Raw genomic sequence first — 13,586 nt, 5'->3', positions numbered from 1 at the left:
ACCTTAACGGTGCCGTCGCCGCCTACGAGCAGCTACTCGCCGACCGCTTGCGGGTACTGGGACCCGACCACCCCGACACCCTCACCACCCGCGGCAGCCTCGCCTACTGGCGGGGCACGGCAGGCGACCTTAACGGTGCCGTCGCCGCCTACGAGCAGCTACTCGCCGACCGCTTGCGGGTACTGGGACCCGACCACCCCGACACCCTCACCACCCGCGGCGACCTCGCTGACTGGCGGGGCACGGCAGGCGACCTTAACGGTGCCGTCGCCGCCTACGAGCAGCTACTCGCCGACCGCTTGCGGGTACTGGGACCCGACCATCCCCACACTCTCACCACGTGAGGGCGAAACCGGTCCGCGTCCTCGGCGACCTGGTCCTCACCAAGCACCCGGCCGATGGCCTGGCGGGTCAGGCGGCGTAGCTCGCGAATCGGTTCCGCTGGCTCGGCAGGCATGACAATCGCTTCGTCCGCCACAACGACCGGTCCGAACTCCACGCCGAAGGCCGGAACGCTCGCGAGCATGGACCTGGCCTCCGCAGCGATCCTGCCGACGACATCGGGTGTGAGTTCATCGGCGAAGCCAACACCCTGCATCGTGAGGTGCAGCCACCGGTCCGGAATGAGGGTCAGGCTCGGCCTCTCTGCCAGGGCCGTTCGGTACGCGGTTGCCAGGTCGTAGAGGGTGGGTTGGTTGTCGAACGTGATGTGGAAGGCGTAGAAGCGCCTCCCGACATGCCATCCGGGACGCCACCACCAGTGGTTGCGAACGTGGGCAGCGTGCGTGCCAGGCGGAAGGTCAACAAGCGACATGGCTACCTCAGACTTCGGAGGGCGTGTCGGGTTCGGAGGGCTCCGGCTCTACCGGGTACTCGTCGATGACGACGATGCGGTCTGCCGGCCAGACCGATTCCGAGACTTCCAGCACGGTTCCGTCCTCGGCGCGGGCCACGTGGATAACCTGCATGACCGGTGCCCCCGTGGGCAGCTCCAACGCTGAGGCTTCTTCGCCGGTGGGAAGACGGGAGAGCCAGTGATCACGAGCGGTGGCGTACCGCTTGCCGCTCAGCTCTTCGATGCACAGGAGCAGGGCTTTCGGCACCACCGTGGGCTCTTCAAGATAGGTCCCGCCGCCGATGCTGGTCAGGATGTAGCTCGCCCCGATCTCTTCGGGCTTGCCCGTCTCATGGTTGTAGAGGTGCCGGCGTCGGACCACTACCTCAGTGCCGGCTGGTAGGTCCATCGCCGCGGCGATCTCGCCTGTCACCGGCGCCCGACCGGTATCGCGCCTTGGTCGCGTTTGCCGGCGGTACCGGGCTGCGTTGGGGCGAGTGCACCGGGCTCGGTTGGGATTCGCTCGACCTGAACAGGAAGAGGGCCGAGGTCGTCCGGGTCGCCGTCGAGGTCGCCGGCACGGTCACCAGCAAGCCCTATCCGAAGTCGCGGGCAGGTCTCGGCGTACCGTCCCGGTGCCAGACTTCGCGGTCGAACTGCTGACGGCCCATCGCGACGTCTTCCCCGCCGGTCCCCGCGGCGAGGTCTTCACCAACTCGTCCGCCGGTCCGCTACGCCGGACGTTGTTCCGCGCTCGGGTCTGGCGGCCGTCGCTCGTCCGCGCCGGCCTGCTCGGGAACGTGAGTCGGCTCGGGCACTTCAAGTGGCGTGCGGCCTGGCTCGACCCCGAGGGCGTCGAGTGGACGGCGGAGTTCACCACCGAGCGGGAAGCGGTCGCGCACGTGGCGAAGATGGCGCCGGGTGGTCTGCGCTTTCACGACCTGCGGCACTCGTACGCCACCGAGCTGGTGTCGCGCGGCGTCCCGGTCAACGACGTCCAGGCCGTGATGGGCCACGAGAAACCGTCGACCACCCTGAACCTCTACACCCACCGATCCGACGGGCGGGATCAACGCATCCGCGAGGCGTTCGCTGACGATCCGCTGACGCCCAACGACAACTGACGATGGAATCAGCAAGAGCCACCCTCTTCCGAGGGTGGCTCTTCTGCGTTACTTCGATGGTGGGCGATACTGGGATCGAACCAGTGACCTCTTCGGTGTGAATGAATGCCGGGGCATCGCGCTGACCTGCCGAAACGCGCCGTGGCCTGCGTGGATGGGCTAACGGTTGTAGGCAGAATTAGGCGCTTTCAACATGCCATATCAAGATCATGACTCATGGCTGACTCATGAACTGGCGGCCCGAGCGCGCGCCATCGCCTGCCGCGCACGGTCGAACCGCTCTTCCCGCGAGTGCAGGTACCGCTGCGCCGACCGGATGTCCTCGTGGCCCATCAGCGCCATGATGTCGTGCAGCGGCACGCCCTCGTCGGCCAGCCGCGTGCCGAACGTGTGCCGCAGGTCGTGCGGCGTCGGCTGCGGGTCGGCCAGGCCGGCGCCGGGCCGGGCCGGCCGGTAGGCGTGGCCCTTCACCTTCGGCCGCTCCGGCAGCCCTCGTAGCGCCGGCGTCCACACCCGCCGGTGCCAGTTCGAGTAGCGCAGCGCGTCGCCCTTCTCGCTGGTGAAGATGAGCCGGCCCGGGTCGTCCTTCGGGAACACCCCAACGACCTCCCGGGCCGCGATCTTCGCCGCCTTCATCCGCGCCGCCAGGTGGTCCCCGTACGTCACCGCCCGGTTCCCGGCGGCGCTCTTCGCGTACGGCCGGGCCGTGCCGTCGCGCTCCATCACCCACGCGATGCTGATCCGGTTCTTGCGGGTGTCGACCATCTGTGGCGGGATCGCCGCTGCCTCTTCCCACCGCATCCCCGTGTCGGCGACCAGTTCCACGAACAGGCCCGCGTCGGGCCGGCCGGGGAAGAGCCGGTCGAGCGCGTTGACGAGCTGCTGTTCCTCGGCCGGGTCGAGGACCCGGTCGACGTGCGCGTTGCGCTTCGGCCGCTTCACGCCGCGGGCCGGGTTGTCGCGGAGCAACTTCGCGTCGACGGCCAGGTCCAGAACCGCGCGCAGCACCCCGACTGCGCCCTCGATGGTGGCGGCGCCGACCGCCGCCTTGCAGCCGGTGCAGGTGTCACGCCGGCGGCAACTCGCCTGGTGGGTGCTCTCCATCTCGACCACCCACGCGGTCACGTCCGGCTTCAGGATCGACCCGACGGGCACCTTTGCCCACCGCGGCGCGACGTGCACCCGCCAGTGCGACTCGTCGCGCCGGCGCGACGCCTGCTCCAGTCGGCGGCTGGTGGTGCCCCACTGCTCCCAGCACTCCCCCACCGTCTTCTTGCCGGCGCGCGGGTCGATCCAGTCGCCCTTGCGGATGTCCGCTTCAAGGTCGGCAGCCCACTTGGTGACGGCGCCCTTGAGCTTGTGCGTCTCGGTGACCCGGTCGGGGTCGCTGCCCTTGGGCAGCCTGACGGTGGCCGCCCACAGTCCAGAGGGCAGCTGGCGAATCCAGGCCACGGGCTATGCCCCTCGGCTCTGGTCGATCCACCACCGCACCTCGTCGACCTCGCGCTCAGCCTCGCGGGCGCGCAACTCCTGCAGGCGTTGGATCATGCGCTGCTGGACGCGGGGCGGCACGTTGGCTTCGAGGATGACGCGCAGCGCCGGGTCGTCCTTGTCGATGCCGGCGGGCGTGGCGACGGACGCGGCGGCGCCGAGGTCCTCGTCGGTGTAGTAGCCGACCTGGACGAGCAGGAGCAGGGGCGAGATGTGCAGGGCGCGGGCGACCTGGCGGACGCTGTCCTCGGAGACGTCGGACGCTCCCTGCGTCCAGCGCAGCACCGTCTTGTAGGTGACGCCGACGAGCTCGGCGAAGCGGCTCTTGTTGCCCTGCGGCTTGGCGGGGGTGCCCGTTTCCTGGGCGATCAGGCCGGTGACGACCTTGGCCCATGCGTCGCGGTCGATGCTGCCCTCTGCCACATCCGAAGCGTACCGGACACGCGTGTCCGGTCGCAGTAGCCGCGTCGTGTGGAAGACGGCCTTGATCGCGCGGCCGACGGGGCGACGGCGGAAGCGGCGCTTCTGGCGCGTGGCCTGCGAAGTGTTGACGGTTCGCGTGGCCCTCTGCTTTGCGACGGCGCGTCGGCGTCGGCTGTATGAGGCGGACATGTTCGCCACCCTAGCGGACATGCATGTCCTAGGCAATGACGCTCCGAAATTACCTGGTCACGCACCTTGCTAGGTAGTCCATGTCCTAGTAGCGTCTCCCTCGTGAGTACGGACATGGAAGTCCCAGCAGTCCGGGACACGGCAGGCATCAGCCTCGACGTCGAGAGGTACCGGAAGCTCTTCGCGCTCATCGGTTGCGACGAGCTGACGAAGATCGCCGTCGAGATCGGCATGACCGTCCGGCAGGTGCGCCGCGCGTGTAACGAGGGCGTGATCGGCGAGGTCTTCATGGCCCGCAGCATCGCCGCGCTCAAGCGCCACGCGGACAAGCTCGCCGAGTACGGGCACGAGCCGCCGGGGCTGGACGACCTGTTCGCCGTCACGACGGAGCCGACCGCAGCCAACCCGGCGGCCTGACATGGGCATCCGGCTGCTGACGGTCGTCGAGGTCGCCGAGCTGTGGGGCGTCGACAAGCAGACCGTCTACCGGGCCATCTGGGCCGGCGAGCTGGCGTTCGTCGACCTGGCGGCGCCCGGGGCGAAGAAGGCCCGGATCCGCGTCCGCGAGTCGGTCGCAGACGAGTACATCAAGTCCCGCGAAATCCAGCCACGAGGAAAGGCAGCAGCATGACGCACCCCACCACCACCGGCGGCGGCAGCACCGGACCCGGCCGCTTCGCCGTGTTCGGCCCGCAGCTCGCCGCGTTCCTGGACGGCCTGCGCACGAACCGGGCCCGCAGCTCGGCCGCCGCCGCGCAGGCCAGCGCCCACAGCAGCTCGGCGTCGCCGCTGACCGCCGAGCGGCGCGAGGACAACTACCGCCGGCAGAACGGCACCGGGCGGCTGACGGCGCGCCAGCAGCGCCGCGCCGGCCGCAAGGCGAACCGGCTGGCCGCTCGCGCGGCGGTCTGACAGCCCCGGGTGGCCGGCCGCGACGTAGGGCTCCGGCCGGCCACCCGGACAGCAAGACGCGGGCCACCTCTGGCAAGGCGACCCGCGCGTACCGACCCACCAACGTCAAGGAGACAGGTCGATGTCACAGCAGACTACCGCCCCGACCGAGCGCGACACCAAGCGCGACGCCCTGGTCGCCGGACTTCGCGCCCTGGCCGACTTCTACGAGACCCACCCCGACATGCCGCTGCCGCGCTACCCCAACTTCAGCCACTGCGTGCTGGCCGGTGACGACGAGACCGGGCAGGCCGAGGTGGCCCGCATCGCCGAGCAGCTCGGCGTCGAGATGGTGACGAAGGCGGGCAGCGCTGACGCCGAGCGGGCGTTCGAAGGGCTGCCCTTCAAGTCCTACTACGTGAGCCGCCAGCGGTCCGCCGATTGGAAGGCGCTGACCTCGTACAGCGGCGCGGTGGTGGCCGAGGCGGCCGACGCGCAGGCCGGGGCGTGATCGCCATGGAGATGCGCACCTTCGACCACGACAGCAAGCGCTGGTGGGTCGTCGGCAACGACCGCGGCGCCGTGTCCATCCACGCCGTGCACGTGCCCGACGACTTCCACCGCCCCACCGTGATCCGCGACCAGGCCGGCGTCCGGCTGTACCCGGACTGCATCACCTACCACCAGCCGGTCCCGGACGGCACCGACGGCGCGCACGCGGACTGCCCGGCGCTGGACGGCCGCACCTGCGAGCCGGACGCCGGCCGGTCGGCGTTCCACATCCTCAACCAGTGGGAGATGCTCGGCCACCCGGACCACTACCTGGCGAACACGCTGACCGAGCTGCACGCCCGGGAGTGGCCGCCGGTGGCGGGCGGCGAGGTTGTCCCGGCGGGTGCGGGCCGATGACGGCCCCGGTGTTCCCGGCCGCTGCCGTCGCCGACGACGAGCACCCGCCGCTGTGCGCGTGCCTGGCGTGCGCGATGGCACTGCTGGCCGGCATGGCCGAGCCGCTGCTGCCGCTGCTGCCCCTGACCGACCCGGCGCTCGCCGGGCGTATCGACTCCCCGACCGGCCCCGTCGTCGACACCGTCGAGCGGCGCACTCATCAGTCCGGGCCGGTCGGGGCACAGCTGGGCGCGGCGGGTACGAGGGGGCCCGCCGCGCCCGCCCCGGCGGTGGCCCGGTGACGGCCGCGCTGCGCGACGTCCAGCCCCTGGACCTCGTCCAGGCGCTACGGGACTACGCCGCCCACCTCGCCGTCATGACCGACGACGAGCTGGCCGTGGAGCGGGCACGCATCGAGGCCCTGCCGCGTGGGATGGCGCACCGCCTGGTCGACCGCGAGGTGGAGGCCCGGCAGGCCCTGCAGCACGAGCGGGAGATTGCCGCGTGGGAGGCCCTGGTCGCCGCGATGGCCCCGCCCTGCTGCTGGGGGTGGACCGCATGACCCCGGCCGACGTGGTGCTCCCGCTGCTGGCCCTCACCTTCGCCAGCGCCCACCTGCTGCTCTGGCCCGCCCTCACCCCTCGGCGGTCCTGATGGCCACCGTTCCGCTGCTCGTCCTCGCGCTGCTCCAGCCCGACCACCCCGACCTGCCCCAGGAGTCCTGATGCTGTCCGACCTGGCCACAGCCTGGCCCATGCTGACCCTGATCGGTCTCGGTGCCGGCGCGGTCGCCTACGCCGGCCGCGACACCGGCGACCACGACCTGTCCGACTACCACGCCCCGGCCGCCCAGCCCGCGCCGCCCATCGTCGGGCGGGTGCCGGGGGCGTGGGCCGCCGTCGACCGCAAGCCCATGCCGCCGCGGCGTGCAGCGCGCCGCCGGCGGGCGGAGCTCGTCGAGTCGATCGTGCCGACGCTGTCCGACGCGGCGGTGCGGGGCATCGCCGCCGAGTGGCTGCGGGAGCTGGGCGAGCAGGCCCGCGCCGGACTGGCGGCAGCCCGATGACCGTGGCCGCCCGCCCGGCGCTCAACCGGCTGCTCACGCCGGAGGACGTGCAGGTGCTCCAGATGGTCGCCGACGGGCTGACCCAGCAGCAGATCGGCAAGCGGATCGGCGCAACGCACGCAGCGACCAGCCGACGCCTCCAGCGGCTGTACGCCCGCCTCGGCGCGACCAACGCCCCGCACGCCGTCGCCATCACCATCCGCGCCGGCCTACTGCCGGCGCCCAACCAGAAGCGAGCACACCAGCAGTGAAGATCGTCAAGAAGGCCCGCGGCCGCAACCACTGGTACGTCGACGAGGACACCGGCACCAAGGTCGACGGCGTCACCACCATCAACGGCAACGGCCTGCCCAAGCCCGCACTCATCAACTGGGCCGGCGACGCCACCGCCGAGTACGCCATCGACCACTGGGACGAGCTGGCCACCATGGGCCCGGCCGCCCGCCTCAAGGCACTCAAGTCCGGCCGGTACTCCAGCCGCGACGAAGCCGCGAACCGCGGCACCCAGGTCCACAAGCTCGGCGAGCGCCTCATCCTCGGCGAGCAGGTCACCATCCCGCCCGGCCTGGAGGGCTACGTCAAGTCGTACGTCGCCTTCCTCGACGACTTCGACGTACAGCCCGTGCACGTCGAGGCCGTCGTCTACTCCGAGACGCACCGGCACGTCGGCACCCTCGACCTGATCGCCGACCTGCGGCTGCCCGACCTGCCCGAGTACGACGACGTCGAGCGCACCGACGACGGGTACGTGCGGGCGCTGCTCGACATCAAGACCTCGCGGTCGGGGATCTTCGGCGACGTCGCCGTGCAGCTGGCCCCGTACCGGCACTCGGAGTGGCTGATCGCCCGCGATCCGGAGGACGGCAGCGAGCAGATCATCGAGATGCCCGAGGTTGCGTGGACCGGCGCGGTACACGTCACCGCCAACGGCTACGAGCTGCGGCCGGTGCTGGCCGACCGGGACCAGTACCGCGACTTCCTCTACATCCAGCAGGTGGCCCGGTTCTGCGCGGAGTCGCGGGACCTGGTCGGCGAGCCGGTGATCCCGCCGACGACGGGTCGCTTCCAGCTCGTCGAGGTGCTGCCGGAGCCGGACGGGGCGCCGTTCTGATGGCTGAGCCGAAGACCCTCGCCGAGGCGCTGGCCGCTTTCCAGGTTGACCCGCCGGTGCTGACGAAGAACCGCGCCGGCCAGGTCGGCAACCAGCGCACGAAGTACGCGGACCTGGTTCAGGTCAACTCGCAGGTGCTGGCCCGGCTCAACCAGCTGGGCATCATCTACACCACCGCGCCGACGCTGCTCGACGACGGGAAGTTCGTGCTCCAGTACGAGCTGGTACACGTGCCGTCGGGCGACAAGCTGGGCGGCCGGTACCCGTTGAAGCTGTCGGAGAACCCGCAGCAGATGGGCTCGGCGATCACGTACGCCCGCCGGTACGTGCTGCTGGCACTGACGGGCGTGGCCGCCGAGGACGAGGACGACGACGGACAGGCCGCTGCCGGGCGCCGGTACGCACAGCGGGCCCAGCAGCCGCGGCAGCCGGCTGGCCCCGCCGAGGATCGGCCGACGGCGCAGCGCGCCCAGCGCCCGGCCCGCCCCGGCGGCCCGCCGCTGCCGACCGACGGGTCGGCCGGGCTGTCGCCGGCGCAGCGCGGCATGGTCCAGGCGCTGTTCGGCAAGGTCGGCGTGCAGGACCGGGCGGCCCGGCTGAACGTCGCATCGCAGCTGGCCGGTCGGAAGCTGGAGTCGTCGAACGAGCTGACGAAGGCGGAGGCCTCGGCGCTGATCGACACGCTCGACGCGGCGGCGAAGTCGGACGACCCGGGGGCGGCGCTGGCTGAGGCCCTGGCCGCCGCGGCCGAGGCGGGTGAGGGCCGGTGACCGCGCTGCGCATGGTCGCCCTGGACCTGTCGACCTCGGCAGCCGGGATCGCCCACACCCACTGGCACGACGGCACGCCGCGGCTCGGCTGCCGCACCGTCAAGACCGGGCTGCTCGACCTGCACAAGAAGGTGCACCACGTCCTAGCCGACGTCGCCGCCGCGGTGAAGTGCCGCCCGCACCTCGTCGTCGTCGAGGGCTCGTTCAGCCGGCCGGGTGCCAGCGACGCCCCGCTGCACATGCTGCGCGGGGTGGTTCTCCACTGGCTGTGGACGAAGGGCATCCCGTACGTCGACGTGCAGCCGTCCACGGTGAAGGTCTGGGCGACCGGGTCGGGGGCGACGAACGGCGAGAACAAGGTGACCAAGGACAAGGTCATCGAGGCAGTGCTGTCGACGTACGGCGGGCTGATGCAGATCGACCCGCGCGACTCCGACCAGTGCGACGCGGTCGCTCTTCTCAGCCTGGGGATGGCGGCGTACGGGCAGCCGCTCGTCTCGGTGACGAGTGCGCACCAGCGGCGGGCGCTCGCGGTGCCGAAGTGGCCGACGCTGGCCACCGAGGCCGGACCGGTGGTGGCCCAGTGAGCGCGCCGACCGCCGTGCTGGATGCCGGATCGTGCGACTGGTGCTCGCATGGGCAGTGGTCGCACAAGCTGGGCAAGCGCGGCTGCAAGGAGCTGGACTGCCCGTGCGGGAAGTACGAGCCGCCGAAGACCGCGCCGGCCGCCGCGCCGGAGCCGGCCGATGAGCCGGCGGTCGAGTTCGTCCGGCCGGTCGGGTTCGCATCGGACATCGACCAGGCGGAGCGCGACGAGCTGACCGGCGTGCACCCGTCGCTGGCCGAGGTCGAGGCCGAGCCGGAGCCCGTCGACGAGCCGGCGGTGAGCGGCGCCCACAGCAACTGCGGTGACGACTGCGGCCACTGCAACCTCTTCCCGGCGCCGCCGCCGGTGGTGGCCGACCCTGTCGCGCAGGCCGCGTACGTCGAGCAGGTCGCCACGATCGACGCCCAGCTCGCCGAGCCGGAGCCGACGTGCGCCTACCCGAACGGCGAGGACGAGGGCGAGCACGACCACGCCCTGTGCGAGGACGTCGTGGCCGAGCGGACTGTCGTAGCGCGCACCGGGCCTGACCCGGCGCTGGTGCAGGCGGTCCAGGTCGCGGAGGCGCTGGCCGCCGAGCGGGACGACGCCCGCCGCGAGCGCGACCGGCTCCAGAGTCGCCTCGACGCGATCCGCCAGGAGCGGCGCCGCGCGCACCTCGCCCACCAGGTGCTCACCCTCACCGCCGAGCGCGATGAGGCCCGCGCCGAGCTGGCACGGGCTGAGACCGCTCGCCAGCAGATGGCGCAGCTGCTCGACGAGACGGCCGCGGCGCTGGCCGACGAGCGCGCCGCGCACCAGCGCACCGCCGGGCAGGCCGAGGACGCGCAGCGTCGCGTCCAGGCCCTCGCCGCCGAGCTGGCCACCGAGCAGGCCACCGTCGCGCAGCTGCGTACCGAGCTGGGCCGGGCCGGTGCCCGGGCGCAGCGGACCAAGGCCGCGCTCGACGACGCGGTGACCGTGTCGGTGGCGGCCGCGTCGCGAGTGATGGACCGCTACGACGCCCGGCAGTGCTTGGACTGCGGGTTCCGGACGACCGTGCCGACCCTCGACCACGAGCACCCGCTGATCCCGGTGACGGTGCTGATCGTGCGCCGGGAGGTGCCCGGTGCTGCGTGAGCTCCTGGCCCGCCTCGTCGACGGCGAGGTGCGCCGGCTGCGCGCCCAGCTCGACCAGGCCCGGGCCGACCGGGATCGCGCGGCGAAGGCGGCGGTGCGGCACCACATCGAGTCCGTGACTCACCAGGCCCGAGCGGACGCCTTGGCCGCGATGAACGTCGGCCGCTGCGGCAACCGGCTGACCGCCGGGTTCGGCAACCCAGCGAACTGCGCCCTGCCGGCCGGTCACGCCGGCTGGCACCGGGCGGACAACGGGGTCACCGAGTGGGGCCCCATCACCAACACCGAGGAGAAGTAGTGGGAACGGTCAACATCAGCTCGGCGTGGTCCAAGGAGAACCGGCCCCGCAACGGCCTCGTGCAGATCGAGGACAAGCTGGTCGACGACGCCCTCTTGGAGGCGCAGTACTGGGGGCTCGTCCGGATCGAGCCCAACTTCTACAAGGTGTCGTCGGAGGACGGCAGCCGCACGCCGACGATCCGGATCGCGCACATCGAGGTCGTCGAGGACGAGGCCGACATCGAGGTGGTCCGGTCGCTGCTGCAGCGGCGCTTCAAGGACCGGACGGGCATCGACGACACGCCGCCGGCGGACCTGTTCAGCGTGCTGCCCGGTGAGGGCGAGGGCGACGGCGAGCGGGAGGTGCCGGAGGCCTCGGCCGACGAGATCCTCGCCGAGCGGGCGGAGCGGAAGGCGGCGGAGGCCGAAGGGGAGCGGGCCGCCCGGTCGACACCGGGCAGTGTGACGTTCCTGCCCGGCGCCGCCCCGGCCGGCGACGGGGGCGAGGCATCGTGACGGCCGAACGGACGCATGACCGGCTGCTGACCCCGGGCGAGGTCGCCGCCCTGTTCCGCGTCGACCCGAAGACCGTCACCCGGTGGGCCGCCGCCGGCCGGCTCGGCAGCATCCGCACGCCGGGCGGGCACCGCCGGTTCCGCGAGTCCGAGGTGCGGGCGCTGCTCGCCGGGGAGTCGTCGTGACGGCCCCGGCGATGACCACCAGCGAACTGCGCCAGCGCGTCGAGGTCGGCATGGCGTGGCTCGACGCGCGTCACCCCGGCTGGGACGAGCTGATCGACGTCGCCACCCTCGACGTCGCCAGCCCCTGCAACTGCCTGCTCGGTCAGGCCCTCGGCAGCTGGGACCTGCACACCCTCGGCATGGACGTCGACCAGCTGGCCGCGTGCGGCTTCGACGCGTCCAGCAGCCACGACGACATGGCCGAGGAGTACGCCGCGCTGACCGAGCTGTGGCGCTCGGCGGTGCTGGCCCGTCGGGCGGGGGTGAGCGGCCGTGGCTGAGCACATCTGCACCGGGCAGTGCGCACACACCATCACCCTTGACGGGCCCGTGGTGTACGGCGTGCTGGCCGAGGTCCTCGACGAGCGGCGGCGGCAGGACGCGAAGTGGGGCGAGCAGAACCATCCCGACGGCACCGCCCGCAACGGGTGGGCCGACCGGGAGCTGGCCGACGTTTCGCGGCGACTATGCCAGGACGCGGCAGGTCTAGGCCTCGTCACATGGCGGCACATCCTCGACGAGGAGATGCGCGAGGTGTTCGCCGAGGAAGACCCGGCCAAGCTGCGCGCCGAACTGCTCCAGGTCGCCGCTGTCGCGGTGGCGTGGGTCGAGGCGATCGACCGGAGGCAGCCGTGATGGGCCGGGCGAAGGTTCCGCAGCCGGCCGACCCGACGCACGTCCGGCTCGCCCAGCTGACCGCGCAGGTCGCCCACCTGACCGGCCGCCACGACCAGGCCATCGCCCTCGTCGACGAGCGGCTCCGCACCGCCGGCGGCAACCGGCAGATGGTCGACGCGCTGCTCGACCTGCGGAACCTGCTCCGCCCACCCGAGCGGCCGGCATGACCGAGCACGACGAGCTGTACGCGGCGCTGCTCGACGAGCGGTACCGCGCGCCCCGGCTGGCACCGACACACCCGATGCCGGCCGCCAGCCGGGGCGCCGGCATCCCCGACCAGCACCAGCGGGTCGCGCACCTGCTGACCCTCGACCGCTACGGCTGGACGGCCCGGCAGATCGCCGCGCTGTGCCAGCTCGACGAGGTGTGGGTCGCGCAGGTCCTCGCCCGGCACGGGCGGACCCGGATCGAGACGAGAGGAGCGGCGGCGTGACGACCACCGCGATGGAGGCCCCGCCGGTCACGGCGGCGCCGACCGACACCGGCGTGTGCGGCACCCTGCGGGGCTACCACCGGCACCGCAACGCCAACCAGCGCCCCTGCCAACCCTGCCGCGACGAGTACAGCCAAACCCGGGCCGCGGCCGCCGGATGGGTGGCCCGTACGGAGGCGGCGGCGCGACCGCTGCCGCCGAAGCTGGGCGCGTTGGCCGGAACCGACGTCGGGCACGAGTTCGCGCCGACCGCGCCAACGATGGGTCTGCCGCAGTGCCGGTGGTGCTTCGGCTGGTCGGATGACGTGCGGCACCTGGCGGCCGGCCGATGAGCGCCGTCGAGTACCCGACCGAGAAGTGCAAGTCGTGCCCGGCACAGGTCATCTGGGCGGTCACCGAGCGAGGCAAGGCAATGCCCGTCGACGCCGAGCCGGGCCCGGGCGGCAACGTCCAGCTCGTCGAGCAGTACGGGCAGCTGACCGCCGTGGTGGTGCCAGCGAAGCGCGCGTTCGGCCGCACGAACCTGCGGAAGTCGCACTTCGTGACGTGCCCGCAGGCCCACGAGTGGCGGCGGCGGTGAACGACCTGCTGATCGCCACCCACGACCAGGCGCTGCACGCCATCCACCAGCGCCTGGAGCAGCCCGGCACCGACGAGCTGCTGCGCGGCGTCGTCCTGGCCGTCCTGCCGATCCACGCCAGCGACCCGTCGGCAACTGGCCGGCCCGACCCGGACTGCTTCGCGTGCGAGGGACGCGGCTGGTTCGACGCGCCGAGCGGCGGCCGGGAGCACTGCCACTGCCGGTGCCCGTGGTGCCTGGGCTGCGAGGAGCCGCTGTGCGAGGGCCCGTGCCCGACGGTCGAGGCGATCGCCGGTCGGCTCGACCTGACCACCTTCATCGAACTGCCGAAAGAGGAAGACCATGCCTGACCCAAGAGCCGGACG

Annotated in this window: 29 protein-coding genes; 25 read left to right on the top strand and 4 right to left on the bottom strand. The window is 72.2% G+C overall.

The genetic code is table 11. From position 1 onward, the window contains the following. Positions 1–344: tetratricopeptide repeat protein (locus tag AB0G13_RS24930; RefSeq protein ID WP_357878634.1), on the top strand; the 344-nt coding region annotated here is incomplete at its 5' end. On the opposite strand, the gene AB0G13_RS24925 is transcribed toward AB0G13_RS24930, so the two are convergent. Continuing rightward, a complete protein-coding gene (locus AB0G13_RS24925) occupies positions 275–598 on the bottom strand; it encodes a 2'-5' RNA ligase family protein (RefSeq protein ID WP_357878640.1) in 324 nt (107 codons plus the stop codon). The genes AB0G13_RS24930 and AB0G13_RS24925 overlap by 70 nt on opposite strands. A gap of 223 nt (positions 599–821) precedes the next feature. Beyond that, positions 822–1,268 carry a UTRA domain-containing protein gene (locus tag AB0G13_RS24920; RefSeq protein WP_357878631.1) on the bottom strand — a complete coding sequence of 149 codons (447 nt, stop codon included), beginning with the start codon at positions 1,266–1,268 and terminating at the stop codon, positions 822–824. Between the two features lie 202 nt (positions 1,269–1,470). On the opposite strand from AB0G13_RS24920, the gene AB0G13_RS24915 reads away from it, so the two are divergent. After that, positions 1,471–1,959 (top strand): tyrosine-type recombinase/integrase, encoded by a 489-nt coding sequence (locus AB0G13_RS24915; RefSeq protein ID WP_357878628.1) that lies wholly within the window; start codon positions 1,471–1,473, stop codon positions 1,957–1,959. A 225-nt stretch (positions 1,960–2,184) separates the two neighbouring features. Here the strand turns inward: AB0G13_RS24915 and AB0G13_RS24910 are convergent, their stop codons facing one another. Both AB0G13_RS24910 and AB0G13_RS24905 read right to left on the bottom strand, forming a co-directional pair. Continuing rightward, positions 2,185–3,411: a tyrosine-type recombinase/integrase gene (locus tag AB0G13_RS24910; RefSeq protein WP_357878624.1), complete on the bottom strand. Its 1,227-nt coding sequence runs from the start codon at positions 3,409–3,411 to the stop codon at positions 2,185–2,187. Between the two features lie 3 nt (positions 3,412–3,414). Beyond that, the gene (locus AB0G13_RS24905; protein ID WP_357878621.1) at positions 3,415–3,873 is read right to left on the bottom strand and encodes a helix-turn-helix transcriptional regulator; all 459 of its coding nucleotides are present in this window, start codon (positions 3,871–3,873) and stop codon (positions 3,415–3,417) included. A 291-nt stretch (positions 3,874–4,164) separates the two neighbouring features. On the opposite strand from AB0G13_RS24905, the gene AB0G13_RS24900 reads away from it, so the two are divergent. The 23 genes from AB0G13_RS24900 (at position 4,165) to AB0G13_RS24790 (ending at position 13,571) form a co-directional block, all read left to right on the top strand. Further along, the gene (locus tag AB0G13_RS24900; protein WP_357878618.1) at positions 4,165–4,479 is read left to right on the top strand and encodes a hypothetical protein; all 315 of its coding nucleotides are present in this window, start codon (positions 4,165–4,167) and stop codon (positions 4,477–4,479) included. A gap of 1 nt (position 4,480) precedes the next feature. After that, a complete protein-coding gene (locus AB0G13_RS24895) occupies positions 4,481–4,693 on the top strand; it encodes a helix-turn-helix domain-containing protein (RefSeq protein WP_357878615.1) in 213 nt (70 codons plus the stop codon). After that, complete coding sequence (locus AB0G13_RS24890; RefSeq protein WP_357878612.1) at positions 4,690–4,974, top strand: hypothetical protein; 285 nt, start codon at positions 4,690–4,692, stop codon at positions 4,972–4,974. Before AB0G13_RS24895 ends, AB0G13_RS24890 begins: the two co-directional genes overlap by 4 nt. Positions 4,975–5,095: 121 nt before the next feature. Beyond that, the gene (locus tag AB0G13_RS24885) at positions 5,096–5,464 is read left to right on the top strand and encodes a hypothetical protein (RefSeq protein WP_357878609.1); all 369 of its coding nucleotides are present in this window, start codon (positions 5,096–5,098) and stop codon (positions 5,462–5,464) included. After that, complete coding sequence (locus AB0G13_RS24880) at positions 5,461–5,862, top strand: hypothetical protein (RefSeq protein ID WP_357878607.1); 402 nt, start codon at positions 5,461–5,463, stop codon at positions 5,860–5,862. Before AB0G13_RS24885 ends, AB0G13_RS24880 begins: the two co-directional genes overlap by 4 nt. Further along, positions 5,859–6,143, top strand: coding sequence for a hypothetical protein (locus tag AB0G13_RS24875; protein WP_357878604.1), 285 nt, complete (start codon positions 5,859–5,861; stop codon positions 6,141–6,143). Before AB0G13_RS24880 ends, AB0G13_RS24875 begins: the two co-directional genes overlap by 4 nt. Beyond that, positions 6,140–6,403 carry a hypothetical protein gene (locus AB0G13_RS24870; RefSeq protein WP_357878601.1) on the top strand — a complete coding sequence of 88 codons (264 nt, stop codon included), beginning with the start codon at positions 6,140–6,142 and terminating at the stop codon, positions 6,401–6,403. Before AB0G13_RS24875 ends, AB0G13_RS24870 begins: the two co-directional genes overlap by 4 nt. 162 nt (positions 6,404–6,565) lie before the next feature. Continuing rightward, positions 6,566–6,907, top strand: a complete 342-nt coding sequence (locus AB0G13_RS24865) for a hypothetical protein (RefSeq protein ID WP_357878598.1) — start codon at positions 6,566–6,568, stop codon at positions 6,905–6,907. Then, positions 6,904–7,158 carry a LuxR C-terminal-related transcriptional regulator gene (locus AB0G13_RS24860; protein ID WP_357878595.1) on the top strand — a complete coding sequence of 85 codons (255 nt, stop codon included), beginning with the start codon at positions 6,904–6,906 and terminating at the stop codon, positions 7,156–7,158. The genes AB0G13_RS24865 and AB0G13_RS24860 overlap by 4 nt, the downstream gene beginning before the upstream one ends. Then, positions 7,155–8,018: a hypothetical protein gene (locus AB0G13_RS24855; RefSeq protein ID WP_357878592.1), complete on the top strand. Its 864-nt coding sequence runs from the start codon at positions 7,155–7,157 to the stop codon at positions 8,016–8,018. The genes AB0G13_RS24860 and AB0G13_RS24855 overlap by 4 nt, the downstream gene beginning before the upstream one ends. Then, positions 8,018–8,788 carry an ERF family protein gene (locus AB0G13_RS24850; protein ID WP_357878588.1) on the top strand — a complete coding sequence of 257 codons (771 nt, stop codon included), beginning with the start codon at positions 8,018–8,020 and terminating at the stop codon, positions 8,786–8,788. The genes AB0G13_RS24855 and AB0G13_RS24850 overlap by 1 nt, the downstream gene beginning before the upstream one ends. Then, positions 8,785–9,375, top strand: coding sequence for a hypothetical protein (locus AB0G13_RS24845; RefSeq protein ID WP_357878585.1), 591 nt, complete (start codon positions 8,785–8,787; stop codon positions 9,373–9,375). The genes AB0G13_RS24850 and AB0G13_RS24845 overlap by 4 nt, the downstream gene beginning before the upstream one ends. Next, the gene (locus tag AB0G13_RS24840; RefSeq protein ID WP_357878582.1) at positions 9,372–10,511 is read left to right on the top strand and encodes a hypothetical protein; all 1,140 of its coding nucleotides are present in this window, start codon (positions 9,372–9,374) and stop codon (positions 10,509–10,511) included. The genes AB0G13_RS24845 and AB0G13_RS24840 overlap by 4 nt, the downstream gene beginning before the upstream one ends. Continuing rightward, positions 10,501–10,809, top strand: a complete 309-nt coding sequence (locus tag AB0G13_RS24835) for a hypothetical protein (protein WP_357878579.1) — start codon at positions 10,501–10,503, stop codon at positions 10,807–10,809. Before AB0G13_RS24840 ends, AB0G13_RS24835 begins: the two co-directional genes overlap by 11 nt. Next, positions 10,809–11,306, top strand: coding sequence for a hypothetical protein (locus AB0G13_RS24830; protein ID WP_357878576.1), 498 nt, complete (start codon positions 10,809–10,811; stop codon positions 11,304–11,306). The genes AB0G13_RS24835 and AB0G13_RS24830 overlap by 1 nt, the downstream gene beginning before the upstream one ends. Next, positions 11,303–11,491 carry a BldC family transcriptional regulator gene (locus tag AB0G13_RS24825; RefSeq protein WP_357878572.1) on the top strand — a complete coding sequence of 63 codons (189 nt, stop codon included), beginning with the start codon at positions 11,303–11,305 and terminating at the stop codon, positions 11,489–11,491. Before AB0G13_RS24830 ends, AB0G13_RS24825 begins: the two co-directional genes overlap by 4 nt. After that, positions 11,488–11,811 (top strand): hypothetical protein, encoded by a 324-nt coding sequence (locus tag AB0G13_RS24820; RefSeq protein WP_357878569.1) that lies wholly within the window; start codon positions 11,488–11,490, stop codon positions 11,809–11,811. The genes AB0G13_RS24825 and AB0G13_RS24820 overlap by 4 nt, the downstream gene beginning before the upstream one ends. Then, positions 11,804–12,166: a hypothetical protein gene (locus AB0G13_RS24815; protein ID WP_357878566.1), complete on the top strand. Its 363-nt coding sequence runs from the start codon at positions 11,804–11,806 to the stop codon at positions 12,164–12,166. The genes AB0G13_RS24820 and AB0G13_RS24815 overlap by 8 nt, the downstream gene beginning before the upstream one ends. Further along, a complete protein-coding gene (locus AB0G13_RS24810) occupies positions 12,166–12,375 on the top strand; it encodes a hypothetical protein (protein WP_357878563.1) in 210 nt (69 codons plus the stop codon). The genes AB0G13_RS24815 and AB0G13_RS24810 overlap by 1 nt, the downstream gene beginning before the upstream one ends. Next, a complete protein-coding gene (locus AB0G13_RS24805) occupies positions 12,372–12,641 on the top strand; it encodes a hypothetical protein (RefSeq protein ID WP_357878561.1) in 270 nt (89 codons plus the stop codon). The genes AB0G13_RS24810 and AB0G13_RS24805 overlap by 4 nt, the downstream gene beginning before the upstream one ends. Next, the gene (locus AB0G13_RS24800; RefSeq protein ID WP_357878559.1) at positions 12,638–12,973 is read left to right on the top strand and encodes a hypothetical protein; all 336 of its coding nucleotides are present in this window, start codon (positions 12,638–12,640) and stop codon (positions 12,971–12,973) included. Before AB0G13_RS24805 ends, AB0G13_RS24800 begins: the two co-directional genes overlap by 4 nt. Further along, positions 12,970–13,221, top strand: a complete 252-nt coding sequence (locus AB0G13_RS24795) for a hypothetical protein (protein WP_357878556.1) — start codon at positions 12,970–12,972, stop codon at positions 13,219–13,221. Before AB0G13_RS24800 ends, AB0G13_RS24795 begins: the two co-directional genes overlap by 4 nt. After that, positions 13,218–13,571, top strand: coding sequence for a hypothetical protein (locus AB0G13_RS24790; protein WP_357878553.1), 354 nt, complete (start codon positions 13,218–13,220; stop codon positions 13,569–13,571). Before AB0G13_RS24795 ends, AB0G13_RS24790 begins: the two co-directional genes overlap by 4 nt. The last annotated feature ends 15 nt before the right edge of the window (positions 13,572–13,586 follow it).

It is taken from the genome of Micromonospora sp. NPDC023633 (assembly GCF_040640035.1).
In the GTDB taxonomy this organism is placed as follows: Bacteria; Actinomycetota; Actinomycetes; order Mycobacteriales; family Micromonosporaceae; genus Micromonospora.
Note: the sequence above shows the minus strand (reverse complement) of the source record. Positions and strands in the feature narration are given on the sequence as shown.

Excerpts from the sequence above, each read along its gene's own strand:
- AB0G13_RS24890 (WP_357878612.1), top strand. The coding sequence starts at position 4,690 with ATGACGCACCCCACCACCACCGGCGGCGGCAGCACCGGACCCGGCCGC.
- AB0G13_RS24795 (WP_357878556.1), top strand. The coding sequence starts at position 12,970 with ATGAGCGCCGTCGAGTACCCGACCGAGAAGTGCAAGTCGTGCCCGGCA.
- AB0G13_RS24860 (WP_357878595.1), top strand. The coding sequence starts at position 6,904 with ATGACCGTGGCCGCCCGCCCGGCGCTCAACCGGCTGCTCACGCCGGAG.
- AB0G13_RS24810 (WP_357878563.1), top strand. The coding sequence starts at position 12,166 with ATGGGCCGGGCGAAGGTTCCGCAGCCGGCCGACCCGACGCACGTCCGG.
- AB0G13_RS24805 (WP_357878561.1), top strand. The coding sequence starts at position 12,372 with ATGACCGAGCACGACGAGCTGTACGCGGCGCTGCTCGACGAGCGGTAC.
- AB0G13_RS24895 (WP_357878615.1), top strand. The coding sequence starts at position 4,481 with ATGGGCATCCGGCTGCTGACGGTCGTCGAGGTCGCCGAGCTGTGGGGC.
- AB0G13_RS24850 (WP_357878588.1), top strand. The coding sequence starts at position 8,018 with ATGGCTGAGCCGAAGACCCTCGCCGAGGCGCTGGCCGCTTTCCAGGTT.
- AB0G13_RS24925 (WP_357878640.1), bottom strand. The coding sequence starts at position 598 with ATGCAGGGTGTTGGCTTCGCCGATGAACTCACACCCGATGTCGTCGGC.
- AB0G13_RS24875 (WP_357878604.1), top strand. The coding sequence starts at position 5,859 with ATGACGGCCCCGGTGTTCCCGGCCGCTGCCGTCGCCGACGACGAGCAC.
- AB0G13_RS24865 (WP_357878598.1), top strand. The coding sequence starts at position 6,566 with ATGCTGTCCGACCTGGCCACAGCCTGGCCCATGCTGACCCTGATCGGT.
- AB0G13_RS24885 (WP_357878609.1), top strand. The coding sequence starts at position 5,096 with ATGTCACAGCAGACTACCGCCCCGACCGAGCGCGACACCAAGCGCGAC.